Annotated in this window: 14 protein-coding genes and 1 pseudogene; 9 read left to right on the top strand and 6 right to left on the bottom strand. The window is 66.1% G+C overall.

Features of this window, described 5'->3' with window-relative positions; genetic code table 11:
- The first annotated feature begins 2 nt into the window (after window positions 1–2).
- On the top strand, window positions 3–746 hold the full coding sequence (locus tag PQB87_RS24730; RefSeq protein WP_042976749.1) for a transporter: 744 nt from the start codon (window positions 3–5) through the stop codon (window positions 744–746).
- A gap of 70 nt (window positions 747–816) precedes the next feature.
- Here the strand turns inward: PQB87_RS24730 and PQB87_RS24725 are convergent, their stop codons facing one another.
- Both PQB87_RS24725 and PQB87_RS24720 read right to left on the bottom strand, forming a co-directional pair.
- A complete protein-coding gene (locus PQB87_RS24725; RefSeq protein ID WP_113046845.1) occupies window positions 817–1,101 on the bottom strand; it encodes a transcriptional regulator in 285 nt (94 codons plus the stop codon).
- Window positions 1,102–1,175: 74 nt separating this feature from the next.
- Complete coding sequence (locus PQB87_RS24720; protein ID WP_489244110.1) at window positions 1,176–2,051, bottom strand: LysR family transcriptional regulator; 876 nt, start codon at window positions 2,049–2,051, stop codon at window positions 1,176–1,178.
- A gap of 51 nt (window positions 2,052–2,102) precedes the next feature.
- On the opposite strand from PQB87_RS24720, the gene PQB87_RS24715 reads away from it, so the two are divergent.
- Entirely contained in the window at window positions 2,103–2,381 is a 279-nt protein-coding gene (locus PQB87_RS24715) for a hypothetical protein (protein WP_059854141.1), read from the top strand.
- On the opposite strand, the gene PQB87_RS24710 is transcribed toward PQB87_RS24715, so the two are convergent.
- Complete coding sequence (locus PQB87_RS24710; protein WP_153489365.1) at window positions 2,378–3,367, bottom strand: YxiH-YxzG fusion protein; 990 nt, start codon at window positions 3,365–3,367, stop codon at window positions 2,378–2,380. The genes PQB87_RS24715 and PQB87_RS24710 overlap by 4 nt on opposite strands.
- Before the next feature lie 230 nt (window positions 3,368–3,597).
- Here PQB87_RS24710 and PQB87_RS24705 point away from each other — a divergent pair, with 230 nt between their 5' ends.
- From PQB87_RS24705 to PQB87_RS24685, 5 genes are all read left to right on the top strand, one after another.
- A complete protein-coding gene (locus tag PQB87_RS24705) occupies window positions 3,598–4,680 on the top strand; it encodes a serine hydrolase (protein ID WP_489244108.1) in 1,083 nt (360 codons plus the stop codon).
- Window positions 4,681–4,721: 41 nt separating this feature from the next.
- Window positions 4,722–4,955, top strand: a complete 234-nt coding sequence (locus tag PQB87_RS24700; protein ID WP_060061957.1) for a DUF7661 family protein — start codon at window positions 4,722–4,724, stop codon at window positions 4,953–4,955.
- Window positions 4,956–5,026: 71 nt separating this feature from the next.
- Window positions 5,027–5,482, top strand: coding sequence for a MarR family winged helix-turn-helix transcriptional regulator (locus PQB87_RS24695; RefSeq protein WP_081064779.1), 456 nt, complete (start codon window positions 5,027–5,029; stop codon window positions 5,480–5,482).
- Between the two features lie 68 nt (window positions 5,483–5,550).
- Complete coding sequence (locus PQB87_RS24690; RefSeq protein ID WP_059687080.1) at window positions 5,551–6,114, top strand: isochorismatase family protein; 564 nt, start codon at window positions 5,551–5,553, stop codon at window positions 6,112–6,114.
- Window positions 6,111–7,565 (top strand): DHA2 family efflux MFS transporter permease subunit, encoded by a 1,455-nt coding sequence (locus tag PQB87_RS24685; protein ID WP_489244106.1) that lies wholly within the window; start codon window positions 6,111–6,113, stop codon window positions 7,563–7,565. The genes PQB87_RS24690 and PQB87_RS24685 overlap by 4 nt, the downstream gene beginning before the upstream one ends.
- Window positions 7,566–7,601: 36 nt before the next feature.
- On the opposite strand, the gene PQB87_RS24680 is transcribed toward PQB87_RS24685, so the two are convergent.
- Window positions 7,602–8,201 (bottom strand): LysE family translocator, encoded by a 600-nt coding sequence (locus PQB87_RS24680; RefSeq protein WP_081061174.1) that lies wholly within the window; start codon window positions 8,199–8,201, stop codon window positions 7,602–7,604.
- Window positions 8,202–8,296: 95 nt separating this feature from the next.
- Here PQB87_RS24680 and PQB87_RS24675 point away from each other — a divergent pair, with 95 nt between their 5' ends.
- Window positions 8,297–9,172: a LysR substrate-binding domain-containing protein gene (locus PQB87_RS24675; RefSeq protein WP_111939923.1), complete on the top strand. Its 876-nt coding sequence runs from the start codon at window positions 8,297–8,299 to the stop codon at window positions 9,170–9,172.
- Window positions 9,173–9,180: 8 nt separating this feature from the next.
- On the opposite strand, the gene PQB87_RS24670 is transcribed toward PQB87_RS24675, so the two are convergent.
- Window positions 9,181–11,097 carry a SulP family inorganic anion transporter gene (locus tag PQB87_RS24670; protein ID WP_404824604.1) on the bottom strand — a complete coding sequence of 639 codons (1,917 nt, stop codon included), beginning with the start codon at window positions 11,095–11,097 and terminating at the stop codon, window positions 9,181–9,183.
- Window positions 11,098–11,392: 295 nt separating this feature from the next.
- On the opposite strand from PQB87_RS24670, the pseudogene PQB87_RS24665 reads away from it, so the two are divergent.
- Window positions 11,393–11,914: pseudogene (locus tag PQB87_RS24665) on the top strand (mechanosensitive ion channel family protein); the annotation flags it as partial.
- 362 nt (window positions 11,915–12,276) lie between these two features.
- Here PQB87_RS24665 and PQB87_RS24660 read toward each other — a convergent pair.
- Entirely contained in the window at window positions 12,277–15,246 is a 2,970-nt protein-coding gene (locus tag PQB87_RS24660) for a DEAD/DEAH box helicase (RefSeq protein ID WP_489244104.1), read from the bottom strand.
- Between the last annotated feature and the right edge of the window lie 22 nt (window positions 15,247–15,268).

Below are 15,268 nucleotides of genomic sequence, written 5' to 3'. Positions count from 1 at the left end.
TGATGAAAAGAATCCTTCCGCTCGCCGCCGCGAGCGCACTCCTCGCACCGTTCGACGCCTATCCGGCTCACCCGCTCGTCAGCGACGATACGGGCACGCAGGGCAATGCGAACTGGCAGTTCGAGTTCAACGGCGAGGAAACCTCGAAGCAGGACGACAACGGCCGCCACCAGCTATGGAACGCGACGCTCACGCGCGGGTTCGGCGAACACGTCGACCTCTACGTCAACGCGCCTTATACGCATCTGCAAACGCGGACCGACGAGAACGGCGCGGGAATCGGCGATGTCGAGATCGGCATGAAATGGCGCTTCGTCGAACGCGGGCCGCTGTCGCTCGCGCTGAAACCGAAGGTGACGATGCCGACCGGCAACGACGGCCGCGGGCTCGGCACCGGCCGCGTCGGCACCGGCGCGACGCTGCTCGCGCAGGCCGACATCGCTCGCTTCTCGCTGCTTGCGAATGCGGGCCTCACTTACCAGCCGAATCGCCAGGGCGACCTGACGTCGATCTGGGCCGTGTCGGGCGCGGCGATCTACAAGGCGACCGACAAGCTGCAGATCGTGGCCGACATCGGCACGTCGCGCAACACGGAGCGCGGCGCCGGCGCGAATCCCGCATTCGCGATCGCGGGCGCGATCTATTCGCCGAAGCCGTGGCTCGATCTCGACATCGGCTACCGGCGCGGGCTGAACGACCAGACCTATCGTCATTCGGTGATGGGCGGCGTGACGGCGCGCTGGTGACACGCAGGTATGCGGCATCGAACCGCATACCGAACCGCCAGACGACGGGCCGCTTCCAGCGGCCCGTTTTTCATTGCGTATCGTTCGCGCCGAACAATTGCGCGCACACGGCGCGCCCTTCGTCGGTCAGCGCGGCGCTGCCGGTGCCGTCTTCGTTCAGCGTCGTCGCACTCAGGCCCGCGGCGTCGAGCTGCGTCAGCACGCGGCGCAGCGTGCTCATCGGCAGTTGCGTGCGTTTCGCGATCTTCGGCAACGACCAGGTCTTGCCGGCCGGATCGCTCGCGGCGTCGTTCAGCGTTGCGAGCGTCGCGACGAGTGCGGGATCGAGCGGGGATTCGTCGGATTCTGAGGTCATCGGTTCGGTCCGTAGCAGACAGGTATTCATTCGCGCATTCAGCGCCGATTGCGGAGACTATATCGCTTCGTCCGTCAGGCGTCCTTGATCGCGGCACGCATGAACGACACGAAGCGCGTGGTCACGGGATCGTCGCGATCCGACCGCCACGCAAGCCCGACGCGCCACTTTGCATTCCGGCCATCGAGCGGCAGCACTGTCGCATCGCGCAGCAGGTACTGTGCGCGCGACGGAATGAACGCGACGCCGACACCGGCCGCGACCGACGTCAGCACCGACTGCACGTCCTCGGCCTGCTGCGTCACGTGCGGCACGAAGCGGCGCTCGACGCACCATCGATCGATCTGCGCGGCGAGCCCCGGGCCCCGCGCTCGCTGCAGCGCGATGAAGCCGATCTCGTTGAGCACGTCGAGATCGGCCGGCACGCGCTTGAAGCCGAGATGCGGCGGCACCGCCAGCGCGAGCCCCTCGTCGATCACCTTGAACGACGACAAACCTTCGTCGGACGGCAGGCGCAGAAACCCGGCATCGAGCTTGCCCGCGCGCAGCCGGCGTGTCTGCTCGGACGACGACAGGTCGCTCAACGTGACCGCAATGCCCGGATTGCGGCGACGAAACTCCGCGACCCGCTTCGGCACGATCGTCAGCACCGACAGGCAAATGCCGAGCCGCAGATGCCCGCGCTGCCCGCTGGTCGCCTCCCGTGCGCGCGCGAGGATCTCGTCGGCATCGCGCACGAGCGCCTGCGCGTCGGGCAGGAAACGCTCGCCGAACGGCGTCAGCTCCGCGCCGTGCCGCCCGCGCTCGAACAGCTTGCCGCCGAGGCTCGCCTCCAGCGCACCGATCTGCTTGCTCAGTGCCGGCTGGCTCATGTGCAGCGTATCGGCCGCGCGGCTGAAATGGCACAGCTCGGTGACGGTCAGGAACGTACGCAGCAGTTTCAATTCCATTCTTAAAAGGAATCATAACGATTGAAACATTCATTTTACCGATCGAAGGCAATGACGTTCAATACGGGCATGCCCTTCCCGGAACCGACTGTCATGCCCCTCGATCATGCCGCCGACTGCGTGGCCGACCAGCCGTGCGATACGGCCGTCGCGAACGAACGCACCGCCGCGGCCGATACGCGTGCGCCGAAACGTCGTGCCGAACGCAGCGACGGACGCAGCCGCCGTTTTCGCTTCGGCGACGCGCTCGACGATCCGCCGCCGCGCGTGGTAACGGGGTCGATCGCGATCAGTTTCGCGGTCGTGTCGCGGCGGAACTGGCCACGTTAAGCGGTATCGGCCGCGCAAAGCCCCGTCATGTCGATCCGATACACGTTGCCGTCCGTGCCGACAACGTACAGCGCACGACCACGGCCGACCGCGCGTGCCACACCCACAGGCGCCGAGCCGCCATTCAGCATGCGATACGCGCGTACCACCCGTACCTGGCCATCGGTGCCCAGACGCACGAGCTGCAACACGTCGCGATCGCCGTATGCCCCGCACAACAGCGCCACGCATTCACCGTGTTGCGCTTGGTCTTCCATCACCGCGAACGCGTGACTGCCCTTGACCGGAATACGCCATGACGCAACAGGCTGCCGGTCGCGCAAGTGGACGAGCGCGAATTCGCTGTAGTAATACAACCAGACGTCGTGGTCGCCCTGAACGTTGAGCGCATAACAGTCGTCGATCGGGCCCAGCCCCTCGGGCGGCGAGAACGCATGAAGCAGTTCGCCGCGCCGGCTCCAGGCGACCAGTCCGGACGCCCCGACCGGCGCCCCCCAGCCGAAATTGCCGAAGACACCTTCGTCGAAATAGGACGTCCAGATCTCTCCCGTGTCCGTGACCTGCACGGACCGGATGCCGTCGCCCAGCAGTATTTCTCCGCAACGCGTGCCGTCGCGGCAATAGAGGCGGCCGTTCAGGTCGAAGTCGTCCGGCCCGCGATAAGAGGATCGACAGCAGACCAGCAGCAGATCGTCTCCCACCGGCTGGATCTCGTGAATATCGAACGGTTCGTTGTCGACGACGAGATCGAGCAGCGTTTCGCCTTCGCGCCACGCAATCAAGCGATGGCGCTGCGCAGCCGAGGGGGGCGTGATCGCGAACGAAGCGCCGTCGGAGCGTGTCCGGTCATCGAGCGGTTCCAGTGCAAATGCCGCGTACAACGCATCGTCCGCGCCGACGTTGAAGGCAACGAGTTCACCTGTCGCGGACAGGCTGTCGATCGATGCAAGCGGCAGCACGGGCAACGCATGCGGTTGGCGTGACATGGGTTCTCCTGACGATGAGCTCGCCATCTTGCCGGCCGTGCCATCGTTTGTCACGCCGGCGCGACATATCGACTCAAAACGCGGCACACCGCAGCGACAGCCGGCAAAACAGCGCGCCGACGGCCGGCTGCTATCGTCATCCTTCCGCGAACGACCTTATAATTTCCCGCACCCGCTGACCGCCCATGCATTCCGCGCCGCCACCTCGCGCGTGGAAAGGAGACTTTCGCTTGACCGGCCTCATCGCGCGCGTGCCTCGCGCCCGGACCACGCTGATCCTCGCTCTCTCGTTCCTGCTGCTCGCGTTCGCCGCGAACGCGTCCGCGCAGCGCGCGCAGCCGCATCGCACCGCGCAGGCCCACGCGCATCCGCACAAGAAAGCCGTCAAGAAGAAACCCCTCCGCAAGCACAAGGCGATAAAGCATCGCCGCCCGAGTGCGAAGCATCAGACGATCAAGCGTCACGCCGCCCCGGCCCCGCATCGCCGCGCGAAGCGCACGACCGCCGTCCGTCCGCGCCCGGCCGCCGCGAAACCGCGCCTGATGGCAAGCTGCGGCTACACCCCGCGCTCGGTCAATGCCCTGCATTCGCGTGCGGCCTACTTGCTCGACGTCGACTCCGGCACGCCGCTGCTGGCGCGCAACGCACGCACGGTGCGGCCGATCGCGTCGATCTCGAAGCTGATGACGGCCGTCGTCGCGCGCGACGCCGACCGTCCGCTGAACGGCGTGCTGCGCGTCACCGCGCGCGACCGCGACACGATCAAGTTCACCGGGTCGCGCCTGCAGGTGGGTTCGGAACTGTCGCGCCGCGAGATGTTCCATATCGCGCTGATGTCGTCGGAAAACCGCGCGGCCGCCGCGCTGAGCCGCGACTACCCGGGCGGGCGCGCCGCGTTCGTCAACGCGATGAATCGCGAGGCGCGCCGGCTCGGCATGCACCATACGCACTTCCGCGAGCCGACCGGCCTGTCGCCGCACAACGTGTCGACGGCCGAGGATCTCGCGAAGCTCGTCGGCGCGGCGGCGCAGGACCCGCTGATCCGCTATTTCTCGACGGATACGTCCACCACCGTGCGCCCGGGCGACGGCGAGCTGGTGTACGTGAATTCCGACCCGCTCGTCCGCTACCGCCGCCTGCCGATCCGGCTGCAGAAAACCGGCTTCATCAACGAGTCGGGGCACGGCGTCGTGATGCGCATGCGTGTGAAGGGCCGCCGCGAAACGGTCGTGCTGCTCGGCGCACCGACGCGTGCGGGCGTCTCGAGCGATGCCATCAAGATCCATCGCTGGCTGTCCTGCTCGATCCAGTGAGCGCGCGGGCGGCCGGCGCATTCTCCTACGGGAGCGCAGCCATGCAGGACGAATACCGCTTCAACGCATTTGGCCGTCTACTCGCCGTCGTGCGCAAGGACGACCGCTGGGCCGTGTTCGATCTCGGCACCGAAGGCAAGCGACGCGCGGCCAACCTGCACATACCGTCCGCGCTCGCCGCCGACGAACTCGCGCAATACCTCGGCGACCTGCTGCACGAGAACGCGACCCCCAGATACAACGAGGTCGTACCGGTCCCGCTCCGCGGCGCGTAACCGCACCCGGCCGTACCTCGATCCGGCGGTCAATTCGACAGTTAAACTTGCAAGTTTAACTGTCGTGTTCTATGATTCGCCGCATGAACCCTCCACGCAAATCCGGCGTTTCCGCCGATATCGTCGCGGCCGACCTGACCCTCGCGGTCGGCCAACTGGTCCGCCGGCTCCGCTCCGCGATCGAATCCGACGGGCTCGGCATGTCCCAGACGAGCGCGCTCGCGCGACTCCAGCGGCACGGGCCGATGACGACCGCCGATCTCGCGCGCGCCGAAGCGATGAAGCCTCAATCGATGAAGGCGATTCTCGCGAGCCTCGAGGAAGACGGTCTCGTCGAGCGCGAACCGCATCCGACCGACGGCCGCCAGATCCTGTTCCGGCTGACCGCGGCCGGCCTCGACGCACGACTCAAGCGCAACGCCGCCAAGCACAAGTGGCTCGGCGCCGCGATCGAGCAGCTCGACCCCGCAGACATCGACACGCTCGCCGCCGCAATCCCGCTGATCCGCCGCATCGGCGAGCAGTGAACCCGGCCCGCGCGCCTCGCGGCATTCGCGCGCACGGCTTTCCTCGTCCCTTCCACGGAGCCCCCATCATGAGCGCAACCCGTCTCGACACGAACACGGCACTCGTCGTCATCGACCTGCAGAAAGGCATCGTCGCCCTCCCCACCGCGCACCCGGTCGAGCCGGTGGTCGCACACAGCCGCGCGCTGCTCGACGCATTCCGCAGCCGCGGCCTGCCGGTCGTGCTCGTCAACGTCGCCGGCGTTGCGCCGGGCCGCACGCAGCAGCAGGCGCGCGCCGGTGCGCTGCCCGCCGACTGGACCGAGCTCGTCCCCGAACTGAACCGTCAGCCCGGCGACCACGTCGTGACGAAAAAGACCTGGGGCGCGTTTACCGGCACCGGCCTCGACGCGCACCTGAAGGCGGCCGGCGTCACGCAGATCGTGCTGGCCGGCGTCGCGACGAGCATCGGCGTCGAGTCGACCGCACGGCAGGCGCACGAACTCGGCTACAACGTCACGCTCGCCATCGACGCGATGACCGACCTCAACGCGGACGCGCATGCGAACAGCGTCGAGCGCCTGTTCCCGCGCCTCGGCGAGACGGGCACGACGCAGGACATCGTCGCGCTGCTCGACCGGCGCGGCGCGTGAGCGGCGAACGCGCGCAGCCGGCGCCGCGCCGCGCGGCCGGCCGGCTCGATCCGTCGATCTGGAAGGTCGGCGCGGTAGCCACGCTCGGCTCGCTGCTGTCGCAGCTCGACGCGACGATCGTCAACGTGTCGCTGTCGAGCCTCGCGACCGACCTGCACGCGAGTCTCGCGACGATCCAGTGGGTGACGAGCGGCTACCTGCTCGCGCTGACGCTGGTGCTGCCGCTGAACGGCTGGCTCGTCGACCGGATCGGCGCAAAGGCGCTGTATCTGTGGTGCTTCTCGGCGTTCACGCTCACGTCGGCCCTGTGCGGGCTCGCATGGTCCGCGCCGTCGCTGATCGCCTTCCGCGTGCTGCAAGGGGTCAGCGGCGGGCTGCTCGCGCCGATGGCGCAGATGATGATCGCGCGTGTCGCCGGCCAGCAGATGGCGCGCGTGATCGGCTATGCGGCCGTGCCCGTGCTGCTCGCGCCGATCCTCGGCCCGGTCGTGGCCGGCGCGATCCTGCAACACGCGTCGTGGCGCTGGCTGTTTCTCGTGAACCTGCCCGTCGGTGTGCTGGCGCTCGCGCTGGCCGCGCGGTTCCTGCCCGCCGACCGCGACGACGCGCCACGGCGCACGCTCGACTGGGTCGGCCTCGCGCTGCTGTCGCCGGGGCTCGTGCTGTTCCTGTACGGCATCGAGCGGATCAACGAAGCGCCCGGCATCGCGGCGATCGTCGTGTCGGCGCTGTTGCTCGCCGCCTTCCTGCGGGTCGAGACGCGCAATGGCGACGATGCGCTGATCGACCTTGCGCTGTTTCGCGGCAAGGTGTTCGGCGCGGCCGCGTCGACGCAGTTCCTGTCGAACGGCGCGCTGTTCGCGGGCCAGATGCTGATTCCGGTGTTCCTGATCCAGGCGTGCGGGCGCACGCCCGGCGAAATGGGCTGGCTGCTCGCGCCGATGGGCCTCGGCATGCTCGTCACGTATCCGTCGATGGGCGCGCTGACGAGCCGGTTCGGCGTGCGCCGGCTGGCCTCGGCCGGCGCGTTGCTCGCACTCCTCGCGACGCTGCCGTTCGTGTTCCTCGCGCTGACCGGCTACGATCCTTACCTGCTCGTGCCGGCCCTGTTCCTGCGCGGCATGGGCCAGAGCGCGATCGGCGCGCCGTCGATCGCCGCCGCGTATGCGTCGGTCGAGCGCCGCAACCTGCCGATGGCGACGACCTCGCTCAATATCGTGCAGCGTCTCGGCGGCCCGACGTTCACCACCGTGTGCACGCTGTTCCTCGCATGGCGGCTGCAGGTCGAATCGGCGGCGGGCGGCGGCACGCCGGCGAACGCCTATGCGTGGGCGTTCGGCCTGCTTTGCGTGCTGCACGCGGCAAGCGTCGTCACGACGCTGCGCCTGCCGTTGTGGTCGCCCGGTACGGGCGGGCAGCCGGCCGGCACCGCGCGCGCCGGTTCGCGCTGACCTTCGGGCGGCCGCACGACACGTGCGGCCGCCCCGCTACGGCAGCCACATCGGCACGATCGAGATCACGAGCAGCACGCCGAGCGCCGCATTCAGGCAGTGCCACTGCCGCTCCGTGCGCAACACCCGCGCGAACAGCAGCCCGGCGAAACACCAGAGCGACAGCGAAGCCATCGCGGCCACGCCGAACGCCAGCCCGAGCAATATGCCGAGGCGGGCCGGGCCGGACGCGAGCGCGGCGAACGACGCGGCCGCGCCGAGCGTCATCGCCCAGCCTTTCGGGTTGTGCCAGAGCATCCAGACGCCACTGAGGAATCCCTGCGGCCGGTGCACCTCGGCATCGAGCCGCGGCTTGCCGCCGCGCCCGATGCGCACGGCCAGCCACACGAGGTACACCGAACCGACCGCCTTCATCACGAGTTGCAACGCGGGCAGCGCAAGCAGCACGCCGCCGAGCCCGGCCGCCGCCGCCGCGGCCATCGACGCCAGGCCGGCCGCGATGCCCGCCATCATCGGCAGCGAACGCCGGTAGCCGAAATGCGCGCCCGACGCAGTGGCGAGCGTCGTCGCGCCGCCCGGCGTCACGGTGGACACGATCACGAACAGCATCAGCGGCAGGTAGTCTCGGAACGGCACGGAAGCTCCCGGTTGGCGTCGTCGAAGCCCTGTTTTACGCGCGATCCCGCCATTACGACAGCGAAAGCTTTTTATGCCTGTCATTAGCGTTCATAATGCGTCGCATGGCACGTCATCTCGACCTCGCGCTGCTGCGCGCCTTCGTCACGGTCGCCGATCATCGCAGCATGACGGCGGCCAGCCGCGCGCTGCACCTGACGCAAGGCGCGATCAGCCAGCAGGTTGCGCGGCTCGAAACGCTGGCCGGCCCGCTGTTCGTCCGCGAGCACCGCAACCTGCTGCTCACGCCGGACGGCGAGCGGCTGCTCGGGCAGGCGCGCCGGCTGCTCGCCGTGCACGATGCGCTGCTGGCCGACATGACGGCCGGCGCGGTCGACGGCACCGTGCGCCTCGGCGCGCCGCAGGATCTCGTCGGCACCTGTCTCGCGCCGATCCTGAAGGGCTATGCGCAGGCGCATCCGCAGGTCGCGCTCACGCTCGTGTGCGAGGCGTCGCCGGAGCTGCACCGGGGGCTCGCGCAGGGCGAACTCGACGTCGCGCTGATCGAGGCGCCGGTCGGGCCGTCACGCGGCGAGTGCATCGCCGTCGACCGCCTGGTCTGGGTCGGCGCGAAAGGCGGCACCGCGTACCGGAACACGCCGCTGCCCGTATCGATGGTCGCGCCGACCTGCGCGTTCCGCCCGACGGTGCTCGACGCGCTGCGCGGCTGCGATCGCGCGTGGCGCACCGTGTTCGAGAACGGCAGCATCGACGCCACCACCGCGACCGTGCGCTCCGACCTCGCCGTCACCGCGTGGCTCGCGTCGACCGTGCCGGCCGACCTCGACATCCTGCCGGCCGGCAGCGGCCTGCCCGCGCTGCCGAACTTCGCGATCAACCTTCATCTTCCGCGCGGCCAGCACACACCGGCCGCGACGGAACTCGCCCGCCACCTGCGCAACGGCTTCGCGCGCTTGCGCGCGGCCGCATAGGGCCGACGCTACACGGTGCCCGGCTCCTGCGGCGCCGGCGTCGTGCCGGCGGCCTCGAGCGCCTGGTGCAGCGTCGGGAAGATGCACGACGCGCCGACGATCTCCGTGATCCGGTGACGATCCATGTCCGCGCGCAGGTAGCGGTTGACACGCCCGAACAGCACGCCGATCCCGCGCGCGTGCAGCATCCTGACGAGATCGGTCAGCGTGCGTGCGGCCGAATAATCGATGTCGGTGACGGCCCCCGCATCGATGACGAACCAGCGCGCCGGCACCGGCGCCGCATCGACGAGCTCGGTCACTTCGGCGGCGAACAGGTGATCGTTCGCGAAAAACAGGTCGGAGCCGAACCGGTAGACGATCAGCCCCGGCGCCGTCATCGCACCCCGCCGCGTGGGCACCGGCTGCCACCTTCCGTTCCCTTCGACCGGTTCGAGCACCATCGTGTGCGGCTGGTAGCTGTGGCGCACGTGCCGCATCAGCGACAGCGCGACGGCCAGCAGGATGCCGTGCTCGACGCCGACCGTCACGACGGCCACGGCCGTGACCAGCGCAAGCGTGAACTCGCCGGGGCTTTCCTTGCGGATCGCGGCGAGGCTGCGCACGTTGATCAACCCGAGCGCGATCGTGAACACGATGCCGGCCAGCACCGCATGCGGCAGATACTGCAGCGTCGTGCTGAAGAACAGCAGGACCACCGCCACCACGGCCGCAAACGCGAGATGCCCGATCTGGCTGCGCACGCCCGCGCCGTCGGCCATCGCCGTCTGCGTCGGGCTGCCGTTGACGACGAACGCGCCGCCCACCGCCGCCGCCGCGTTCGCGGCCGCGAGGCCGAGGATGTCGGCATTGGTATCGACGTCCTCGCGATACTGCTGCGCGAACACCCGCGCGGCGGCCGCGCTCTGCGCAATGATCATCACGAAACACGACGCGGCGACCGGCACGAGATCGAGGAACTGCTGCCACGTGACGGACGGCCAGCGCAACGGCGGCAGCCCGCCCGCGACCGGCCCGAGCACCGCGATGCCGTGCGCGGCGAATCCGAACGTGCCGCTCGCCGCGATGCTGCCCGCGACCGCGATCATCGGCATCGGCACGCGCGGCAGGAACCGCTTGCCGGCGAGAATCGCGACGACGACGAGCGCCGCGAGCGCGAACGTCGGCCGGTTCGTGTGGACGAGATGCGTGACGACGTAGTCGAGCTGCGCCAGGCTGCGCGACGCCGGGTACGGTACGGCCAGCCCGAGCATGTCGCCGAGCATCGCGATCGACACCTGCACGCCGACGCCGGCGAGAAAGCCGACCAGCACCGTGCGCGACAGGAAATCGGCGAGAAAACCGAGCTTGAAGATGCGCGCGAGCAGCAGCATCGCGGCGGTCAGCAGCGCGACCATGCCGGCCAGCGCCACGTATTCGGCGCTGCCGGCCGGCGCCATCGACGACAGCCGGCTCGCGAAGATCGTCGCGGTCGCGGAATCGGCGGCCACCACCAAATGCCGCGACGCGCCGAAGATCGCGAACGCGACGAGCGGCAGGAACACGGTGTAGAGGCCCGTGACGGCCGGCATGCCGGCGATGCGCGCGTAGCCGAGCACCTGCGGGATGTCCATCGACGCGAGCGAAATGCCCGCGAGAATGTCGCGGACGGCCCCGCCACGGCGGATCGGGAGGATGCCTTTCAGCAGCCGCACGCCTGACGGGCGGCTTTCGTTGGAATCTTGCATGCGTGAAGTGCGTGAATACGGGGTGACGTGGTTCGCGAAGTCGTTCGCGCATCGTGCCCCTGGCAGGCATCGCATGGCAAGTGCGCGAAAACGGCACGTGTCGCTCACCGTCGACGGAGGGCCCGCGCGCAAAGGCGGACGGCACGTCGACAACCCTGCGACGCCCGCATGATTGCATGGATCGCCGTGCACGCGCATTGAAGCGCGCAGGCCCGCCGCAGCGGCGTCGCGCCGATTCCGGATGAACCGGCGGCGCGTCCGGCAAGCAGCGCGCGCACCGGCTTGCGGTGACGCGCTTTCGTCGTCCGCCCTCACCCGATTGCAGAGGAGACCTGCGCAATGGTGAGCCGATGCGGGAGCCGCGCGCCGCGCATTCACGGCGACGTGCCTGGAACCCGATGGCACAATCACGGTCCCTTTCATGCGCCCTTCACCGGGCGCGCGCCGCGTCGCGGCGCCGGTTCAACGCACGAGAAGGCCCTTGTTTTCCCCTATGACCCTGAACGAATCCTGGTTTGAGCCGCTCGTCGGCATCCTCATCCTGCTCGCCGCCGCCGGCGCGATCACCGCCGTCGTCCATTTCCTGCTGTTCCGCGTGGTCGCGCGGCTCGCGCGGCTTTCCGCCACGCGCGTCGACGACGCGCTGTTCGAGTTCGGCGCATTCAAGTGGCTGAACCGCATCGTCCCGTTCGTCGTGATCAAGCTCGGGCTCGGCGCGGTGCCCGGCATTCCCGATACGGCCGTGCAGGTCGCCGACAAGGCGCTGTTCGCGCTGATCGTGTTCCTCGTGACGATGACCGTGAGCGCGACGCTTTCGGCGCTCGAACACGCGCATCGCACGTACCAGCGCGACCAGCCGCGCCTGTCGCTGAAAGGCGCGATGCAGCTCGTCAAGCTCGTGATGTTCATCACGGCCGCGCTCGTCGTGATCGGCGACGCAACCGGCAAGCAGATCGGCCTGCTGCTGTCCGGCATCGGTGCGATGTCGGCGGTGCTGATGCTGATTGTGGAGGAACTCAATTGGCTTCCGGCGAAACAACCATATAACTTCCAAGCTTTGTCAAAAACGAAGGGAAGAAACCGGTACCATAAACGACCACATACACCATAAATCTTCCATGTGTACGGCATTTGAACCATAAATGTTCCATGAGCAGCCGAACTCTCAACCCGCCCGCCCAGCGATGATCAAATCCAGAGCCGCCGTCGCGGCGCGAACCCGCATCAATGGAAGCGCCAGCTCTGTTCGCCAAGCTGCACGACGGCATCATTCAACGCAAGGCCGCCCCTTTACGCCTGACGAAGAACATAGGACCCGCTTATCCGTCGTTCTCAGAAACCTACTTGCCGCAACTGCTTCACGCGACGCGCAAGGCATTACTCGCTTATCAGCCAATAAGCATTCGCTGCGCCACCCTGCCGGGCATAGTCGACCCCAAACACCATGAGGTCGACCAGACGTTCATTGACTATGCTGCGTCGAATTCCCGGCTGGACGCCCACGACGATAAAGCTTAGCTTCGTTGCCATCGTGTCCTCAATTAGTTGCCGAAGCATGTCCAAGCTACCACGCAAAAATCGTGAGGGCGATGCGTAGCGGGCGTTCATTCTGTCTTGCATATGCCCAAGCAGGATGCTCGCATCACAGTAGTAGACCGATTTGACCAACTGCCCCGCGACTTCGTACAGGTCGCCAACCCGCCCACCACTCGGAGGACCACCGGCCCCCTTGCAGTGGTACAGGGTAATCTTGACGTCCGCGTGTTGCCCAACACTAACAGCTATATAGTCGGCAGCCTCGCCAGACCTGTGGTCGTAGAACAGCGCAACGACGTCTACCTGGTCCAGAAGATGTCGCTCCAAGTGTTCTTGCACAGTCGCGCGCCCTGCAAGTTGCTCTCTGCGCTCCAGCGCGCGCGGTGTGCCATCATCGACGAGAAACTCTAAGGTCACATCGCAACCGTTCCAGTCAATCACTTCGGCGTCACCTTGGGCGAGTGCACGGCTCTGGAGCTGTGGCGCCGCCATCAAATTCATCCCTTCAAATGATGATTTATCAGCTGCGTAGAAAATGGGGGGATGCTCGGACAACCACTCAGCGAGGGGCATCCACGAGTCGATAGCCGACTCAATTTCCAGTCTTGCGTCCTCCTCGGACTGCGAAACCATATTGCCCTGGCCGACTGCGAATCTCATGCGCACGCTGATATCCTCGGACGTCACCGAAAAATGCAACCGTGCTTCAGCGGGGTGCGATTCAAAACTGCAAAACTCCCAGTCAGTAAGTCGTCGGTACATTGGTCGCGCTCCGGCACCATGGCGGTAACGTATGCGGTGATTCGCCTTGAAGCCTGCCTTCGGCCAAGTCCCAGCTATAACCGTATCCGGAAGCACGCGCAATGTTGTGGTCGCGCGAACCAGGTCCAGCTGTGTTGCTGCAAACGGTGCACTTCCTGTCAGCCGAGCGTCTATTCTCCCTACCCAACTCAAAAACTCCGCTACAGTTAGTCGCTGATTGCTCCAAATCCGAGAACTGCTGCTCGCACCAATGGTCTCCTTGATGTCACCAGCTATACCGCTTCCGAAGTAGTGGCCTTGAGAGTAAGCACGACCGTCTCCCGCATTCACCGCCCGCTCTGCGGCTGGCCCTGTAAGAGTTCTATAGGTTTCCGCTTGCGAGTTGAACGTATTGTTTTTTAGGCCTACGTTACAGAACTTAACGGCCTGCAGTCCCGCGCGCGCACGACTCGTTTCTTCATAGCTTAGTGCTCGATGTGCCGACGGACAGACCTTGTTCATTAGCCCAAGGTATATTTTCTCTGTACGTCGTGTCGAGCCGATATAACACCGCTGGGTAGTCGGATAATAGATAAAAAGAAATGCATCATGGCGAATGTTCGACAGCACATCCGACGTTGCCCAACTGGGCGGATTTTCGTCGGCAGTAAGTAGAAGGCTGACGGTCCCGTCGTCCGAGGACCATTGCTTCATCACCCGCACGTGGCACGTGATGCGGTCCCCGATTGCCGCGAAGTCGGGAGCTTGAGAACAGTGGAATACCCGCACGTGGGCGTAAAGCTCCAGTGCCAAAGGCGAAACCGCTTCGTAGTCAGACTCTGCGATTCGCTTGACAGGAAGGCGTTCGAGTAGCGCTTGGCCTTCCGCATCCCCCGCCAGCTCAGCGGCGGCCGCTTCATCAATCATTCGCGCAAGATCAACACCCTCTTTCAGGAGCGCGGTAGTCGCATTCTGGACGCGAGCTAGCGGAGCGATGAGAGTGCCTTTTCCTGTCGCTCCGTCAACACGAGCAAATCGCCCGATGAACTGAATTGTCGGTACCAGAGATCGATGAGGCGCATGCAGCGCAGCGATTTTCAGTTTGGGGAAGTCATAGCCTTCGCCGAACATGTCAACACAGACGATTCCCTGGAGATCTCCATTCACCAAACGGCGCTCGCAATCGTCTTGCGTGCGTTTGCTGACCTTGCTATCGATAGCCTCTACATTCACGCCCAGTCCCTTGTACAGCGGTACCGGCGCCCGCGCAGCACTGATGGTCGCCGCTCGCACAAATAGGCGATGATCGTAGCCCGCTTCAATGTCAGCCTGAAGTTGTCGCACCGCAAGTTCGGCAATCACCTTATCCACGTGCTCGTCGTCGAGCGCGTCCTCGACCGGAGCCGCGAGGAACGAGATCGGTTGAAACGCACCTTCCTCGAGTGCCCTCATCACCGGATATCGGTACGCTAATCTGCCCGGAATGACTCGTCCATCCCGTCGAAATGGTGTCGCAGTTAAAAATACAAAACGCGCGGATCGATAATGATCAAGATATGCTGCCCACGTGTCCGCCGGTGCATGATGAGCTTCATCGAAAACGACTAGGTCGAAAAGGTTTGGTGCCGCACCAGGCGCAACTGCCGGCGATGAACTCGCGGGGGTAGATACCACCACGTCAAACTCCTCAAATGCACGCCAAGCGTCCGCATTTTCGGGCTTGCCCTCGAGCCGATGCACAGCTGGATTCGGCAAATTGGAGTCAATGACCTTGATACGTCGGAGTGTCGACAGCTCCCGAAAATGGGAAGAGACTTGCCGACGAAGCGCATCCGAGGGCTCCACCACCAGGACACGCTTCGCTCCGAGCAACATGGGAAGGGCCATCATCACGGAAGTTTTGCCGTACCCTGTTGGCAGACACACGATAGCTGGGTCATCGTGGACAGAGATATGCGCAAGCACCGCGTGCAATGCGCCGACCTGCCCTGGGCGAAATCCCTCGTTCGGAATTTCGCCTTGCACCGCCAAATTCAATGCTCCGCGATTCTCCGGAAAGTAGTCTGCCATGGCGCTGTACTCGAATCTATTT

The organism is Burkholderia sp. KL41 (genome assembly GCF_057005415.2).
This window is presented reverse-complemented; position numbering and strand designations above follow the sequence as displayed.